The 14,728-nt window shown below is 58.0% G+C and carries 16 protein-coding genes; 5 read left to right on the plus strand and 11 right to left on the minus strand.

Features of this window, described 5'->3' with window-relative positions; genetic code table 11:
- Positions 1 to 131: 131 nt before the first annotated feature.
- Complete coding sequence (locus JK202_RS14695) at positions 132 to 440, plus strand: helix-turn-helix domain-containing protein (protein WP_233736017.1); 309 nt, start codon at positions 132 to 134, stop codon at positions 438 to 440.
- A 581-nt stretch (positions 441 to 1,021) separates the two neighbouring features.
- Here JK202_RS14695 and JK202_RS14700 read toward each other — a convergent pair.
- The 3 genes from JK202_RS14700 to accD are packed head-to-tail and all read right to left on the minus strand — an operon-like array spanning position 1,022 to position 4,773.
- Positions 1,022 to 2,536 carry a replicative DNA helicase gene (locus JK202_RS14700; protein WP_211562151.1) on the minus strand — a complete coding sequence of 505 codons (1,515 nt, stop codon included), beginning with the start codon at positions 2,534 to 2,536 and terminating at the stop codon, positions 1,022 to 1,024.
- Positions 2,537 to 2,581: 45 nt separating this feature from the next.
- Entirely contained in the window at positions 2,582 to 3,904 is a 1,323-nt protein-coding gene (locus JK202_RS14705) for a folylpolyglutamate synthase/dihydrofolate synthase family protein (protein WP_211562152.1), read from the minus strand.
- Positions 3,904 to 4,773, minus strand: coding sequence for an acetyl-CoA carboxylase, carboxyltransferase subunit beta (accD, locus tag JK202_RS14710; RefSeq protein ID WP_062496312.1), 870 nt, complete (start codon positions 4,771 to 4,773; stop codon positions 3,904 to 3,906). The genes JK202_RS14705 and accD overlap by 1 nt, the downstream gene beginning before the upstream one ends.
- Positions 4,774 to 4,980: 207 nt before the next feature.
- Here accD and JK202_RS14715 point away from each other — a divergent pair, with 207 nt between their 5' ends.
- A complete protein-coding gene (locus tag JK202_RS14715; RefSeq protein WP_211562153.1) occupies positions 4,981 to 5,544 on the plus strand; it encodes an HdeD family acid-resistance protein in 564 nt (187 codons plus the stop codon).
- Positions 5,545 to 5,587: 43 nt separating this feature from the next.
- Here JK202_RS14715 and trpA read toward each other — a convergent pair whose 3' ends face one another.
- Positions 5,588 to 6,400 (minus strand): tryptophan synthase subunit alpha, encoded by an 813-nt coding sequence (trpA, locus tag JK202_RS14720; RefSeq protein WP_211562154.1) that lies wholly within the window; start codon positions 6,398 to 6,400, stop codon positions 5,588 to 5,590.
- Entirely contained in the window at positions 6,397 to 7,623 is a 1,227-nt protein-coding gene (gene trpB, locus JK202_RS14725) for a tryptophan synthase subunit beta (protein ID WP_211562155.1), read from the minus strand. The genes trpA and trpB overlap by 4 nt, the downstream gene beginning before the upstream one ends.
- Positions 7,624 to 7,803: 180 nt before the next feature.
- Between trpB and JK202_RS14730 the strand changes: the two genes are divergently transcribed.
- Entirely contained in the window at positions 7,804 to 8,781 is a 978-nt protein-coding gene (locus JK202_RS14730; RefSeq protein ID WP_211562157.1) for a magnesium transporter CorA family protein, read from the plus strand.
- Here JK202_RS14730 and JK202_RS14735 read toward each other — a convergent pair.
- From JK202_RS14735 to alr, 5 genes are all read right to left on the minus strand, one after another.
- A complete protein-coding gene (locus tag JK202_RS14735; protein ID WP_211562159.1) occupies positions 8,778 to 9,224 on the minus strand; it encodes a DUF934 domain-containing protein in 447 nt (148 codons plus the stop codon). The genes JK202_RS14730 and JK202_RS14735 overlap by 4 nt on opposite strands.
- Positions 9,211 to 10,884, minus strand: a complete 1,674-nt coding sequence (locus JK202_RS14740) for a nitrite/sulfite reductase (protein ID WP_211562162.1) — start codon at positions 10,882 to 10,884, stop codon at positions 9,211 to 9,213. The genes JK202_RS14735 and JK202_RS14740 overlap by 14 nt, the downstream gene beginning before the upstream one ends.
- Complete coding sequence (locus tag JK202_RS14745; RefSeq protein WP_211562164.1) at positions 10,881 to 11,198, minus strand: DUF2849 domain-containing protein; 318 nt, start codon at positions 11,196 to 11,198, stop codon at positions 10,881 to 10,883. Before JK202_RS14745 ends, JK202_RS14740 begins: the two co-directional genes overlap by 4 nt.
- Positions 11,199 to 11,406: 208 nt before the next feature.
- A complete protein-coding gene (locus JK202_RS14750; protein WP_211562171.1) occupies positions 11,407 to 11,853 on the minus strand; it encodes an Rrf2 family transcriptional regulator in 447 nt (148 codons plus the stop codon).
- Positions 11,854 to 11,942: 89 nt separating this feature from the next.
- Complete coding sequence (gene alr, locus JK202_RS14755) at positions 11,943 to 13,091, minus strand: alanine racemase (RefSeq protein ID WP_211562173.1); 1,149 nt, start codon at positions 13,089 to 13,091, stop codon at positions 11,943 to 11,945.
- Between the two features lie 113 nt (positions 13,092 to 13,204).
- Here alr and JK202_RS14760 point away from each other — a divergent pair, with 113 nt between their 5' ends.
- Both JK202_RS14760 and JK202_RS14765 read left to right on the plus strand, forming a co-directional pair.
- Positions 13,205 to 13,669, plus strand: coding sequence for an Lrp/AsnC family transcriptional regulator (locus JK202_RS14760; RefSeq protein ID WP_211562175.1), 465 nt, complete (start codon positions 13,205 to 13,207; stop codon positions 13,667 to 13,669).
- A gap of 92 nt (positions 13,670 to 13,761) precedes the next feature.
- Positions 13,762 to 13,962: a bacterioferritin-associated ferredoxin gene (locus JK202_RS14765; RefSeq protein ID WP_211562177.1), complete on the plus strand. Its 201-nt coding sequence runs from the start codon at positions 13,762 to 13,764 to the stop codon at positions 13,960 to 13,962.
- A gap of 51 nt (positions 13,963 to 14,013) precedes the next feature.
- Here the strand turns inward: JK202_RS14765 and bfr are convergent, their stop codons facing one another.
- Positions 14,014 to 14,502, minus strand: a complete 489-nt coding sequence (bfr, locus tag JK202_RS14770; protein WP_141351979.1) for a bacterioferritin — start codon at positions 14,500 to 14,502, stop codon at positions 14,014 to 14,016.
- Positions 14,503 to 14,728: the final 226 nt, after the last annotated feature.

Below are 14,728 nucleotides of genomic sequence, written 5' to 3' on the forward strand. Positions count from 1 at the left end.
AAAAACTTCTTCTGGATTTGGCATAAAGCCATTGCTAAAAAGGCCTCATGGCCAAACACAAGCGCCCGGACTCTCTGACTGTACTCCAACGAGCCATCGGAACTCGCATTTCCTGGGCTCGTGAACTCGTCATGCCCAATCAGAGCGAATGCGCCCGCCTGCTGGGCGTTGATGCTTCCACTCTCAACAAGATCGAACGTGGAGACCGGGCGCCCAGCGTCTTTCTCATTGCGGCACTCTCGAACCGCCTGCGCGTCTCGACAGATTTTCTTCTGAAAGGCGTCCTGAACGGTCGTACCGACGAAGAACTGGCCTTGCGGCTGGCTGCCCTCCACCCAGAACTGGTGCTCCAGCGGCAAGACATGGCTCCGAGCACGGACAGAAACACGCCTTCCGACACACCTGATCCGCCCAAGAGACCAGATGAGGAGATCCATTAGTGGCCGTTTCACTGGTTTCCGTACGCATTCAGGCGCCCCCCATTCGATTCGGTGCGATTAATTCGCTTCATCGATGGAATGAACAAATCAGAAACATCCCCGGTCATCAGATATCCTGAATTCATTGACCGGCTCCCTTCCTTCCTCGTTGACCACCCCCATGGCAACCACCGATTAACGATAAATTAATGGCACTGTGCCACTGGGTCAAGGAACAAATGTGGCTTTGAGCCATTAATACTGGTTTTGGCTGCTGCCATTTTTTCGCATTGCAGCCACAGCCCGTCATCGCAGACGCGCTTTCTCGCTCACCTTTTAGGAAGAAACCACACTGAAGAGTTTCATATTACAGCTTTTTTCGCACAGCAGATTTTAATGAAATCTGTACTTATCAAGTATTAATTGAAGATTTGCGACATTCCATGTCTGTTCTTGCCGTTTTTTTAAAAAAAATCTCAATGATTTTTTTAACGATCAAAGCTTCCAGATGGATGTTTTTCCATCCGGAATATTGCTCGCATCCATAAAGTCGTCTGATAGCACATACAGCACAGCCTAAAACAAAGCTGCGCTCGAACGCGCTATTCGTGAATGACGTCCAGATCCCCGAAGCGAGTATATTCGCCCTCGAAATACAGCTGGATCATTCCGGTAGGCCCATGACGCTGCTTCTCAAGAATCAGCTCTGCCTTATTGTGCACCAACGCCATTTTGCGTTGCCACTCTTCTGTCGCGACCTGAAACTTGTCGTTGCTATCATAAGCGCTGTCTTTGGGCTGACGCTGCTGCAGGTAGTATTCGTCGCGATAAACAAACATGACCGCATCCGCATCCTGCTCGATCGAACCCGATTCGCGTAGATCCGACAGCATCGGCCGCTTGTCCTCACGCGATTCGACCTGACGTGAGAGCTGGGACAGGGCAATCACTGGGACGGAAAGCTCTTTCGCAATGGCCTTGAGCCCCTGCGTAATCATCGAGATTTCCAAAACACGACTGTCAGGCTTTGTCCCGATCGCCGGCCGCATCAATTGCAGATAATCCACCACAACAAGACTCAGCCCTTGCGTCCGCGCCAGACGCCGACACCGCGTCCGCATAGCCGAAAGCGAAATCGCGGGTGTGTCGTCAATGTAAAGCGGCAACCGCTGAAGTTCACGCGCCACCCGGACAAACCGGTCAAACTCCTTCTGGCCAATGTCGCCACGACGGATCTTCTCACCCGAAACCTCGGCTTCACCCGAAAGAATACGTGTCGCCAACTGCTCGGACGACATTTCCAGCGAGAAAATCGCTACCGATCCCTTGGGCTTCTCCCCACTGTCCTCAGCATCCCGCAGGATCGAGCGCGCCGCCGAGAACGCGATCTTGGTCGCCAACGCCGTCTTACCCATCGCCGGACGACCCGCCAGAATGATCAGATCGGAAGGATGCAGGCCACCCGTGCGCTTGTCGAAGTCCCGCAAACCAGACGTCAGTCCAACCACGTCTCCAGTTCGCTGGTAGGCCTTGGTCGCAACCTTAACCGCTTCCGTCAGCGCATTGGTGAAGGAAACAAATCCCCCTTCCTGACCACGCTCTGTCGCCAGCTTGAACAACGCCTCTTCAGACGCCGCAATCTGATCGGAGCCATCCAGATCCGGCCGAGCCCCGAACGCATTGTTGACGACCGTCTCACCAATATCGATCAGCTGCCGACGAACCCAGGCATCATGGATCACGCGCCCATAATCGCCCGCATTGACGATACCAACCATCGCCGTCAGCAGCTTGGCCAGATAGGCCGGTCCACCCGCAGCATCCAGAACACCGGTGTGCTCAAATTCCGCCCGCATGGTCACTGGATCGGCCAGCTGCCCGCGCTCAATGCGCCGGGCAATGGCCTCATAGATCCGTCCATTGAGCGGATCAGAAAAATGAGCCGGTTCCAGAAAGTCTGAAACCCGCTCATAGGCCTTGTTATTGGTCAGAATGGCGCCAAGAAGCGCCTGTTCAGCGGCCGCGCTGGAAGGCGGACTGCGCCTCAGCAGGACACCCAGATCTCCATCGTTCGAGGAAGCATCAGATACGGTCGGAGAGGAATGCGATTCGGTCATATTCACGCTGCCCTTCTACCATCCCGCCCCGCGACCAGAAACGGATTACCTCGCGATCCACCCATCCTCTGCGAGCACCACACCCGCCAGATAAAGACTGCCACAAATCAGCACGCGGGCAGGCACACCACCCCCAGCCACCAGGTGCGCCAGAGCGTCCCTGACAGTCGGGCCAGCAACCGCCCGCCCCCCCGAAGCCGCCACGATCTCCTCAACCGACATCGCCAGATGCTGCCCCGGCTCTGAAACAGCCTGAACAGACGTCGCCCGTTCAACAATCGGCCTCAGAAAACCCGACGCATCCTTCGTCTGCTTCACGCCCGCAATCACATGAACAGGCCGGTCCTTCCAGCCATCCAAAACCGTCCCCAGCACCTGCCCGGCATCCGGATTATGGCCGCCATCCAGAAAGAGCTCCCACCCGGCAGGAAGCATCCGGGCCAGCGTTCCATCCAGTTTCTGCAACCGCGCAGGCCAGAACGTGCTGGAAATACCCTGATACGCCGAAAAGGGCAGCGCCACGCCCGAAACCCGAAGCGCAGCCACAGCCAGCGCCGCATTCCCAGCCTGATGCTGACCTTTCAGCGCAGGCAGCGGCAGGGAGAGCGTTCCGTCTGCATCCTGATAGTCCAGACCATCCGAACGCTCGGCAAACAGGATATCCTGCCCCACCACCCGAAGCGTCGCATTCAATTCCACAGCCCTGAGGCGAATGACATCCAGAGCTTCCGAGGACTGAGCTGCCGAAACAACCGGCACACCCTCTTTGATGATCCCGGCCTTTTCGCCAGCAATAGCCGCGACCGTACTGCCCAGAAACGCCTCATGATCCAGACTGACCGGCGTAATCACGCAGGCCGCAGGCCTGGGCACAACATTGGTCGCATCCAGCCGCCCCCCAAGCCCCACTTCCAACACCACAAGGTCGGCTGGCACCTGCGAAAACAGCAGAAACCCCGCCGCCGTCAGAACTTCGAAAACCGTAATCGGAGCGCCCGCATTGACCTGCTCGACCTTTTCGAGCGCAGCAACCAGAACATCCTCATCCACAAGCCGCCCCGCCAGCCGGAAGCGCTCGGTCACGCTCACCAGATGCGGGCTGCTCATCACATGAACACGTAGTCCACCCGCCTCGGCAATGGCTCGCAGATTGGCACAGGTACTGCCCTTGCCATTCGTCCCGGCCACATGAATGACCGGCGGCAGATGACGCTCGGGATTGCCCAGCTTCGCCAGAAGCGCCTCAAGCCGCCCCAGCGAAAGATCAATCAGCGCCGGATAAAGCTCCTGCAGACGCGCAAGAACAGCCCCCGGCCGCCCCTGATATTCGCCGGACAGCCGAACCGGCGCCCCACGCTCCGCAGTCATCAGGCCGCCGCGTCGGACACGGTTTTCTGGCGCATCATAATGCCCAGAATCCGCCCCAGAAGCTCCGGAAGCTCGGACCGCTTGGCCACGATATCAACCATTCCATGCTCACGCAGATACTCAGAGCGCTGGAAGCCTTCCGGCAGCTTCTCACGAACAGTATCCTGAATGACACGCGGCCCAGCAAACGCGATCAGCGCATTGGGCTCGGCAATATGCACATCGCCCAGCATCGCAAAGGACGCCGAAACACCACCCGTCGTCGGGTTCGTGAACACGACAACATAGGGCAGACCCGCTTCCTGAAGCATCTGCACACCAATCGTCGTACGCGGCATCTGCATCAGGCTGACAACACCCTCCTGCATCCGCGCCCCACCCGAAGCCGTATAGACCACCAGCGGCGCTTTCTGCAGAACCGCCAGACGACAGGCCGCCACAAAAGCCTCGCCCAGCGCAGCACCCATCGTCCCCAGAAGGAACTCAGGCGCCATAACCGCAACAACAGCCTTCTGCCCCTTGATCATCCCATGGGCAACGACCAGCGCCTCATCGAGATGCGACTTGTTCCGCGCATCCTTCAGACGGTCCGTATAACGCTTGGAATCCTTGAACCCCAGCGGATCGACCGGCATCTTCGGTAGCTCGATGGTGGTGTATTCCCCGCCATCAAACGTCCAGCCCAGACGCTCCTTCGCCGTCGCCCGCATGTGATGCCCACAATGGGGACAGACCTTCTCGGACCGCTCCAGCTCCTTGGTGAGCATCATCTGCCCGCAGGATTCGCAGTTGGTCCACAGATTGTCCGGCACGTCCCGCTGAAGCAGGCCACGCAGCTTGGGTCGGACGTAGTCGGTCATCCAGCTCATGTCGTCTCGTTACTTTCTGCCCGCCTTCAGGACAAAGGACGGAATTGGGGTGAAAGCCCGGCGAAGGGCCATATTCTCTGGCGCGTTTTAACGCCGGGAGGCCAAATATGCCAGCCCAACCATCCGCACGCCCGTCTTATCTCTCCCGCCCACATCACAAAACATGGCATCTTCCCCAACAGACCACGTCCCTGAACGGAGAAGACCATGTCCGACAGTTTCAACACCATCCGCTTCCCCGGCCCACAGGGCCTCAAGCCTGGCTGGTTCATCGGCTTCGGTGCCTTCCTGATCATTCTCGGCATTCTGGCCGCCCTGGATACCGTCGCGACCACACTGACCAGCATGGTCATCCTCGGCGTCCTGATGATCATCGGCGGCGTCGCACAAGTCATGCAGAGCTTCGCCCATCGCGGCCTTCCCGTCCCGAACAAGTGGCTGTCCGGACTGATCGGCGCCCTCTACATTTTCGGCGGCCTACTCCTGATCGAAGAGCCCGCAACCGGCTCGATCTTCCTGACCGCCATCCTCGCAGGCTGCCTGATCTTCGCTGGCCTCGCCCGCACCTTCTGGGCCGGCGGTCACCGCAACAACAGAAGCTGGCTCGCCCTCGCCATCAGCGGACTAGTCACACTGCTCATCGGCATCATGCTCTACATGACGCTGCCCTGGTCCGGCTTATGGCTGATCGGCATGTTCATCGCCGTGGAACTGCTGATGGCCGGCGTCGCCACGGTCCTGTTCGGACTATCCCTGCGCAACAACGCCTGACCAAACACATTCCGGCAGGCCACAGCCTGCCGGAACACCACAATCAGGCCCTGACGGCCGCCGCCAGACCTTCAAGCTGCTTCAGAACCGCCGGAACCGTCTGCTCCGTCGCCTGACCATTCTCCAGCGTGGACGCCATGGTCTTGATTAACGCAGACGCCACAACAGCCGCATCCCCGATCCGCGAAGCCGTCCGCGCCTGTTCTGGTGTGGAAATTCCAAAACCAACAGCCACCGGCAGATCCGTGGCTTCCCGGATCCGCGGCAACGCCTTCTCCAGATCCGCAGCACTCGCGCTGTTCGTCCCGGTGATCCCGGTAATGCTCACATAATAGACGAACCCGCTCGCCTCCCGCAGCACATGGAACAACCGGGAATTGGACGTCGTCGGCGCCACCAGCGTGATGATGTCCAGCCCGGCTTCCCGAGCATGAGCATCCAGCAAATCTGCTTCTTCCGTCGGCATATCAACGACGATGATCCCGTCCACACCCGCCTGCGCCGCATCAAAGCAGAACTCGGCCGGACCATAGCTGTCGATCGGGTTCAGATACCCCATCAGCACGATCGGCGTCTCACTGTCGGTCTCACGGAACGCCCGAACCATCTCCAGCACCAGTCCCAACGTCGCCCCGGCCTTGAGCCCACGAAGCGCCGCAGCCTGAATCGTCGGTCCATCAGCGGACGGATCGGAGAACGGCACACCGATCTCAATCAGGTCCGCCCCCGCCGCCGGCATCGCCCGCAGCAGTTGCAGCGAGGTATCATAATCCGGGTCACAGGCCTGAAGATACGGAATCAGGGCACCACGCCCTTCCTTTTTCAGCGCTGCAAAACGTGTCTGAATACGGCTCACAGCTTCACTCCCAGATGATGTGCCACAGTAAAGATGTCCTTATCCCCACGGCCAGAGACATTCAGGACAATGATCTGATCCTTCGCCATCGCGGGCGCGATCTTCATGACATGCGCCAGCCCATGCGCACATTCGAGCGCCGGGATAATGCCCTCCGTCCGCGTACAGACCTGAAACGCCTCAAGCGCCTCATCATCCGTCACACCAACATATTCGGCCCGGCCGATATCATTCAGCCAGGAATGCTCAGGCCCGATCCCCGGATAATCCAGCCCCGCACTGATGGAATGAGCCTCTTCGATCTGCCCGTGCTTGTCCTGCAGCAGATACGTCCGATTGCCATGCAGCACACCCGGCCGGCCACGGGAAATGGACGCAGCCGTCTTCCCGGAATCCAGCCCACGCCCCGCAGCCTCGACGCCAATCAGCCTGACGGACGAATCATCCAGAAACGGATGGAAAATCCCCATCGCGTTCGACCCGCCACCAATAGCCGCCACGATCACATCCGGCAGGCGTCCTTCGGCCTGGGTAATCTGTTCCTTGACCTCAACCCCGATGACGGACTGGAAATCACGAACCATCTCCGGATACGGATGCGGCCCGGCCACCGTGCCGACGAGGAAATACGTGTCGGCAACATTGGCCACCCAGTCACGCATGGCCTCGTTCATCGCATCCTTGAGCGTCCCCGCCCCGGCCGTTACGGGCTTCACTTCCGCCCCAAGCAGATGCATCCGAAAGACGTTCGGCTTCTGACGCTCAACGTCGGTCGCGCCCATATAAATGGTGCATTTCAGCCCGAAAAGCGCACAGACGGTCGCCGTCGCCACACCGTGCTGCCCCGCGCCCGTCTCCGCAACAATCCGCGTCTTGCCCATCCGCCGGGCCACAAGGATCTGCCCCATGACGTTGTTGAGCTTGTGCGAGCCCGTATGGTTCAGCTCTTCACGCTTGAAGTAGACCTTTGCGCCGCCAAGCTCTTCCGTCAGATGCTGCGCAAACCACAGCGGGCTCGGACGACCCACATAATCCTTGAGGTAGTAGTCCAGCTCCTTGCGAAACTCCGGATCAGCCTGCGCGGTGCGATAGGCCTCATCAAGCTCCAGCAGCAGAGGCATCAGCGTTTCCGCAACAAAGCGACCACCAAAAATCCCGAACCGTCCCCGGTCATCAGGGCCGGAACGAAGAGAATTGGACAGGGGGAAAGATGTGTTCGTCATACCGCACTCGGTTCCACTTCAGGGCACCAATGCGATACCAAGGGCAGCCCTCGCCGTCCATCCATCTCGCTGATTTCCGACTTATCCTGCAACAAATCAGGGACAGGACCTTGCGATCCCGAAGCAGGCAGGACATGAGAGAGCCTCACAGCCTTTTCATTTGTCCCAAGGATCTGCCTGATGTTCCTCGTGCGCCCCGCTGGCGTTCCGGCCTGGGAAATCGGACCGGACGTCAATATTTCCAAAGCGGTCTGGCTCGACCTCATCAACCCGACCCCCGAAGAGATCGACCGCGCGGAAAAGGCCCTTGGCACCCATATTCCCCGCCGCGACGAACTTGAGGAAATCGAAAGCTCCTCGCGCCATCACGAAGACGGCGGCGTTCTCTATCTTTCCACGCCCCTCGTCAGACGCGCGGACGACACGGCGTTTTCCCTGCCGATCGGCTTCGTCCTGACAGACACACGCCTCATCACCGTCCGCTACGCCGACTATTATGGCTTCGACATCGTCGGTCGCCGTCAGGCCGAACGCGATCCCACCAAAGGCGAACCCTCCGCCAACGAAATCCTTGTCGAGATCATCGAGGAAGTCATCAACCGTCTGGCAGACATCCTGGAAGGGCTTGGCCGCGACCTCGATGCCATCTCCAAACGGGTCTTCAACACCGATCGTCCCCGGGATCCGGCGCGCGCGGGCGAAATGCTGCGCGAAACCCTGCGCCGCCTCGGCCATGGCGGCGATCTCGCCTCCATGACCCGCGACAGCCTGCTCGGGCTGGACCGGATCCTGATCTATATCGGCGACAGGACAGAAAAAGACCCGCAGGCCCTGAAAACCCGCATCAAGGTCGCAGGGCGCGACATCGCATCCCTCAATGACTTCGATGCCCAGACCGTCAACAAGGTCCAGTTCCTGCTGGACGCCACACTCGGCTTCATCAGCATCGAACAGAATGACGGCATGAAAGTCCTGACCGTCGTCAGCGCCATCGGCATTCTGCCAACCCTGATCGCAGGCATTTACGGCATGAACTTCCACAACATGCCCGAACTGTCATGGAAATACGGCTACCCCTACGGCCTGACCCTCATGGCGCTTTCGGTCATCCTGCCGCTACTCTGGTTCTGGCGTCGGGGCTGGTTCGGCGCCCGTTAGGACGCCTCTTCCACCCGCAGCCCCGGCCCCACGGACCACTCCGGCAGCACCGAACGCTGATACGCAACCGGAAACTGCCGAAGCTGCTTTTCCCACAAAGCCGGATCGCCATTGCCGTTCTTCGGCAGGACAACACTGTCGACCCCACACCGACGCAGAAACGCCGCCTGATCCGGCAGGATATGCCCTTCCGCCCGGATCTCGCCGGAAAACCGGAGATATTCCCGAAGCTCACGGGCCTGCGTAAACCCACGCCCATCCCGGAAAATCGGGAACCGCAGCACCACAAGCTCCAGCCGGTTCAGATAAGGCTTCACAAGCGCCGGATCATCCGCACTCTCCAGCAGAACCGCCCGCGCATCATCCCGATCCGCAAGCTCCGCAACCGTCACCAGCACATCATGAACCTGCGCGGTCCGCTCGCCGAGTTCAAACAGTTTCATATGCCGCCTCCCTGAAAGGCTCATGCCCCAGACGCGTCAGGGTATCGAGGAACGTTTCCCCACCCTCCCGTCGCCCGAGATAGCAATCCACAAGCCGCGCAATCGCATCCACCGTCTCGTCTTCCGGCAATGCCGCGCCCAGGATCATCCCGATCGCCGCCCCATTCTCGGCCCGGCCACCAACCGTCAGTTGGAAGAACTCTTCCCCGCGCTTGTCCACACCCAGAAGCCCGATATGCCCGGCATGATGATGCCCGCAGGCATTGATGCAGCCCGAAATATTGATCCGCAGCGCCCCGATTTCCGCCTGAAGCGCCGTATCCGCAAACCGCGCCCCCAGCTTCTGCGCAATCGGAATGGACCGCGCATTCGCCAGCGCACAGTAATCCAGCCCCGGGCACGCCACGATATCACCGATCAACCCGATATTCGCTTCCGCCAGCCCGACTTCAGCCAGCCCGAGCCACAGATCCCGCAACCGGTCCTTGCGCACATGACCCAGAACAACATTCTGCAAATGCGTGATTCGAATTTCGCCAAACGAATACGCATCCGCCAGATCCGCCAGACGGCCGATCTGCGCCGAGGTCGCATCCCCCGGAATCCCGCCCGCAGGCTTCAGCGAAATCGTTGCAATGATATGCCCCGGATCGCGATGAACATGTGTGTTGCTCCGCACCCAGCGGTCAAAAATCGGATCCGCACGCCGCTGCTCCGCCAGAACAGCATCCGCATCTGACGGAGCCTCCAGCAGAGGCACGGCAAACCGCGACCGGATCGCCGCAACCGCCTCGGGCGTCAGCCGATACCGCTCCAGATCCATCTGGGCGAGCTCCGCTTCAACAGCCTCGCGATAGGCCTCTACCCCGATCGCCTGAACCAGAATCTTGATCCGCGCCTTGTAGATATTATCGCGGCGCCCATGCGCATTATAGACGCGCACGATTGCCTCAAGCGTCGCCAGCAGGTGCTCTTCGCGCACGCTGTCAAACAGCTCTTCACCAATGATCGGCGTCCGCCCCAGACCGCCGCCCACGAAAATCCGGAACACCGGCGCCCCATCCTCACCCGGACGGGCCAGAATCCCGATATCATGAAAGCGTGCGGCCACACGGTCATTCGGACTGCCCGAAATCGCAATCTTGAACTTGCGCGGCAGGAACGTGAACTCGGGATGCAGCGTGGACCACTGCCGCAGGATTTCCGCATGAACCCGCGGATCCACCAGCTCATCCGCCGCCGCGCCCGCATACTCATCCGCCGTCACATTGCGGATGCAGTTCCCGCTGGTCTGGATGGCGTGCATGTCCACTTCAGCCAGTTCACGCAGGATGGCGGGCGTATCCTCCAGCCGGATCCAGTTGAACTGGATATTCTGACGCGTCGTGAAATGCCCGTAATCGCGATCATACCGCCGGGCGATCTCACCCAGCTTACGCAACTGCCGGCTGTCCAGAATCCCGTAAGGAATGGCGACCCGCAGCATATAGGCATGAAGCTGCAGATAGAGACCGTTCATCAGCCGCAGTGGCTTGAACTCATCTTCGCTCAACGTCCCGTCCAGACGACGGTTTACCTGTCCTTCAAACTCGGCAATCCGCGCCTGAAGGAAATCCCGGTCGATCCGGTCATACTGATAATGGCCGACAGGAAGGCTCACTGTTCGGTCTCCACTGCAAATTCGGGATGGACAGTCGGGCCATACGCCCGGATCTTTTCACGCACCGTGACTGGCTCGGGGGGAGTAACAGCCTTAACGGCCGCATCATACACCCCCACAACGCCATCATGCTGGGCCTGCTCCACTGCACGCGAGAGTGCAGCTTCTGCGTCATTCGCATCCAAAAGGGCCGCGCGTCCAATGTGAAGATCCCACGTCCCGTCAGCGCCCCACCAGACAGTGCGACCATCCAGCAGACGGTTGGCAGTCAGAACCAGTTTCTGGCCAGGTTCAAGTCGGACAGGACGTTTCATCAGTACTTACCTTTCTGATGAATCCCGATCACACCCTGCGGCTGGACCCATCATGAATCCGTCCCTGTCCCCACGCCTGAACAGAAGACAGCGGGTACGTCCGGGACATAGGTTTACCACCACAGATCAAAACATTGATCCATTATGGTAAGATATCCAGCCCTCTAAAACCCATTTCGTGGTTTTTACAAAATACTTTTTTTATTAGTTATATGGAAAAGGAGATCGGCGCTCTGCTGGGGCGCTGCATTCCAGCCTCTTCAGCATTCTGGAGCAGGTGCTCCAACGTGACAGACGCCATCTTTTCCGAGACTTCCTGATCCACCGACTGCCAGAAAGGTTCCAGAACTTTAGTCCGAAGAGGATTTGTCCCATCCTCCGAGACATCCGAATCTTCCGTCACAGTACAAACAATCTCGTTCAACGTAATGGTCCGGGGAGGGCGTCCGAGACGATATCCTCCCTTCGGCCCCCTTACGCTGGACAAGAGCCCAGCCCGGGAGAGGGCCTGCAACACGGGCTCGATCCCCCGGCGAAGCATATCACCCCGTCGGGCAATATCCGCCCCGCTCACGACCCCGGATCGACCTGCATGGAAAGCGACATCCAACATAATGGATATGGCGGTCAAAGCTCTATCACGACGGAGATACATGAGGATTCCGATTTGCTACGAAAGACCGTGCCATCATGACATAGTCCGATTTCAGTTCGTCTATCTTGTTTTCCATGCTGGAATGTCAATCACCCCGTAAGGGATGCTTCCCGATTTCCAACATATTCCCGGTGGAAACGATGCCCAAGAGACGTCAGGACTTCGTATCCAATCGTTCCCGCTGCTTCCGCAACATCGTCTACGCTGCGTCTGGGCCCGATCAGATCGACCATCATGTCAGGACCAAGTTTTCCATCCGGCACGTCTGAAATATCCACAATCAGAGAATCCATCGAAACCCTTCCGAGAATAGGCAGCCGGATATCCTCAAACCATGCACAGCCCTTTCCGGCACCATGCCGGGAAAACCCATCCGCGTATCCGGCAGCCACCGTCGCGATCCGACGCGGCTGGTCAGGTCGATATGTCAGCCCGTAGCCAACCCCGTCACCCGGACCAACCTCGCGGATTTGTAGAACGTGGGCCTGAAGCCGCACAACCGGAGACAGGGGATTAGGGGCAGCCTGGTTGGGAGCAAGTCCATAAAGTGCGGCCCCAGGCCGCACGACATCCAGATGATAGTCTGGCCCCAGAAAAATTCCTGAAGACGCAGACAGACTGAGAGGTGCAGACGGTAACTGCGCAGACATCTCCAGCATCTGTTTTTTCTGCACGGTGTTGGCCGGGTGATCAGGCATATCCGCACACGCCAGATGACTCATGACAAGACTAACCCTCAGCCCTTCCATAAGCCCTTTATCCTCATGCAAAGCGTCCAGATCAGCCCGGGAAAGACCAAACCGTGACATCCCACTGTCAACCTGAAGAGCTGCCTCTAACGGCTTTCCTGCCTGAGAAGCAGTCGAACGCCACACCGCAATCTGATCGAGGCTGTTCAGAACCGGTCTCAAACCATAACGCACACAATCTCCAGCCGCATCATGTCGTGGGCCATGCAGAACTGTAATCCGGGCCTTGTCCGAAATCACGGACCGCAACCTGATTCCTTCATCGACATGCGCGACGAAAAATTCCGTAGCTCCGGCATCCTCAAGAACAGGGGCGACATGCTCGATACCCAACCCATAGGCATCAGCCTTGACGACAGCCGCACAGGAAGCCTTCGCAGCCAGAGACTGGAGATAACGGTAATTGGAAGCAATTGCGCCCAGATCCACCGTCAGGCGGGCACCTGCACGATAGGAAGGCCACAAAGGATCAGGAGATGCACTCATCATGAAGAATGAGATTATCCTCTATTCATTAGAATATCCTGCCGGATAATCGCATAATCTTTCAGATAACAAAAAAACCATGACTGAATCTGCGAAAATAGACCGATAATTCCACCATGATCTTCGACCGTATCACCGAATCCATTCTGCGAATCCTTCAACACGACGGTCGCCTCAGCAATGCCGAACTGGCACAGCGCGTTGGTCTCTCGCCATCAGCCTGCCTCCGACGCGTACGCCTGCTTGAAGAACAAGGCGTCATCCGGGGCTACCGTGCCGTCATCGACGAGCGCTCGGCCCATAAGCTGACCACAGTGATCGTGCAAATCACCCTTGAACGCCTGACAGATGAAATGCTTCGCCGATTCGAAGCACGTATCCGCGAATGCCCTGACGTTCGGGAATGTTATCTCATGACAGGAGAGGCCGATTACCTCCTCCATGTCGCCGCCCGGGATCTGGCTGATTACGAACGCATCCACAAGGAAGAGCTCTCAAGGCTACCTGGAGTCGTCCGCATCCAGAGCAATTTCGCAATCCGCCCCGTCGTCCAGCGCTGGATCAGCCAGGATTCTCCATGATTCGTCGAAAAGCAAAAATGCATTTGCGAACCATTTGCATTTGAACTAGGCTTCAGTTCTATCAGTCCCCGTGAACGGAAGCCTGCTTCTCCATGATCGTCTGCTCATGTAACGCGCTGTCCCACCAAGATGTCGAAATCGCCATCCATAACGGAGCATCCCGACCGGCGGAGATCTACTCTGCCCGGAAATGTAAGGCCAAATGCGGCAATTGCGTCCCAGGCATCGTCTGCCTTCTACGCTCCGCCATGAAGAAAGCTCAGCTTGAGCAGACGCAGCTCAACGCCGCATAAAAAACAACCCGGACAATGCCGGGTTGCTGGAACTCACACTATAATGCCGCTTCAGTCCTGATCAGGCGCCGAAGCAGAATTCTTCTGGATATAACGCTCGATACCAACCTGCTTGATCAGGTCGAACTGGCGATCAATGAAGTCTTCATGCTCTTCTTCATTGACGAGGATTCTCAGAAGCAGATCACGCGAGACATAGTCTCGGACACTTTCACAGTAAGCAATCCCATCCCGCAGATCCTGAATGGCCTTCTCTTCAAGCTTCAGATCGCATTCCAGAATTTCCTGAACTGTCTGACCAATCAGAATCGGGTTCAGGCGCTGAACATTCGGCAAACCACCTAGGAACAGGATCCGCTCGATCAACCAGTCTGCATGACGCATTTCCTCAATGGATTCGTCATATTCCTTCTTCCCCAGATGGGTCACACCCCAGTGCCGCAGCGTCCGTGCATGAAGGAAATACTGATTGATCGCCGTCAGCTCATTCGTAAGCTGCGTATTCAAATGCTCGATCACGACAGGATCTTTTATAGCCATCTTCCATACCCTCCAAAAAAGAAGAGGATATCGAACGCATGGAACAAAGGAAAATCATATTCCTCACAGTTTCCACTGCTATTGCTTTACCGAGCTCGCGATAAAAACCCCTGATGAGCAGGGGCTGAGGGGGGTTTTGAGGATTGGATATGGTTGCGGGGGCAGGATTTGAACCTGCGGCCTTCAGGTTATGAGCCTGACGAGCTACCGGGCTGCTCCACCCCGC

The sequence above is a fragment of the Gluconobacter sp. Dm-62 genome (assembly GCF_018256155.1).
In the GTDB taxonomy this organism is placed as follows: domain Bacteria; phylum Pseudomonadota; class Alphaproteobacteria; order Acetobacterales; family Acetobacteraceae; genus Gluconobacter.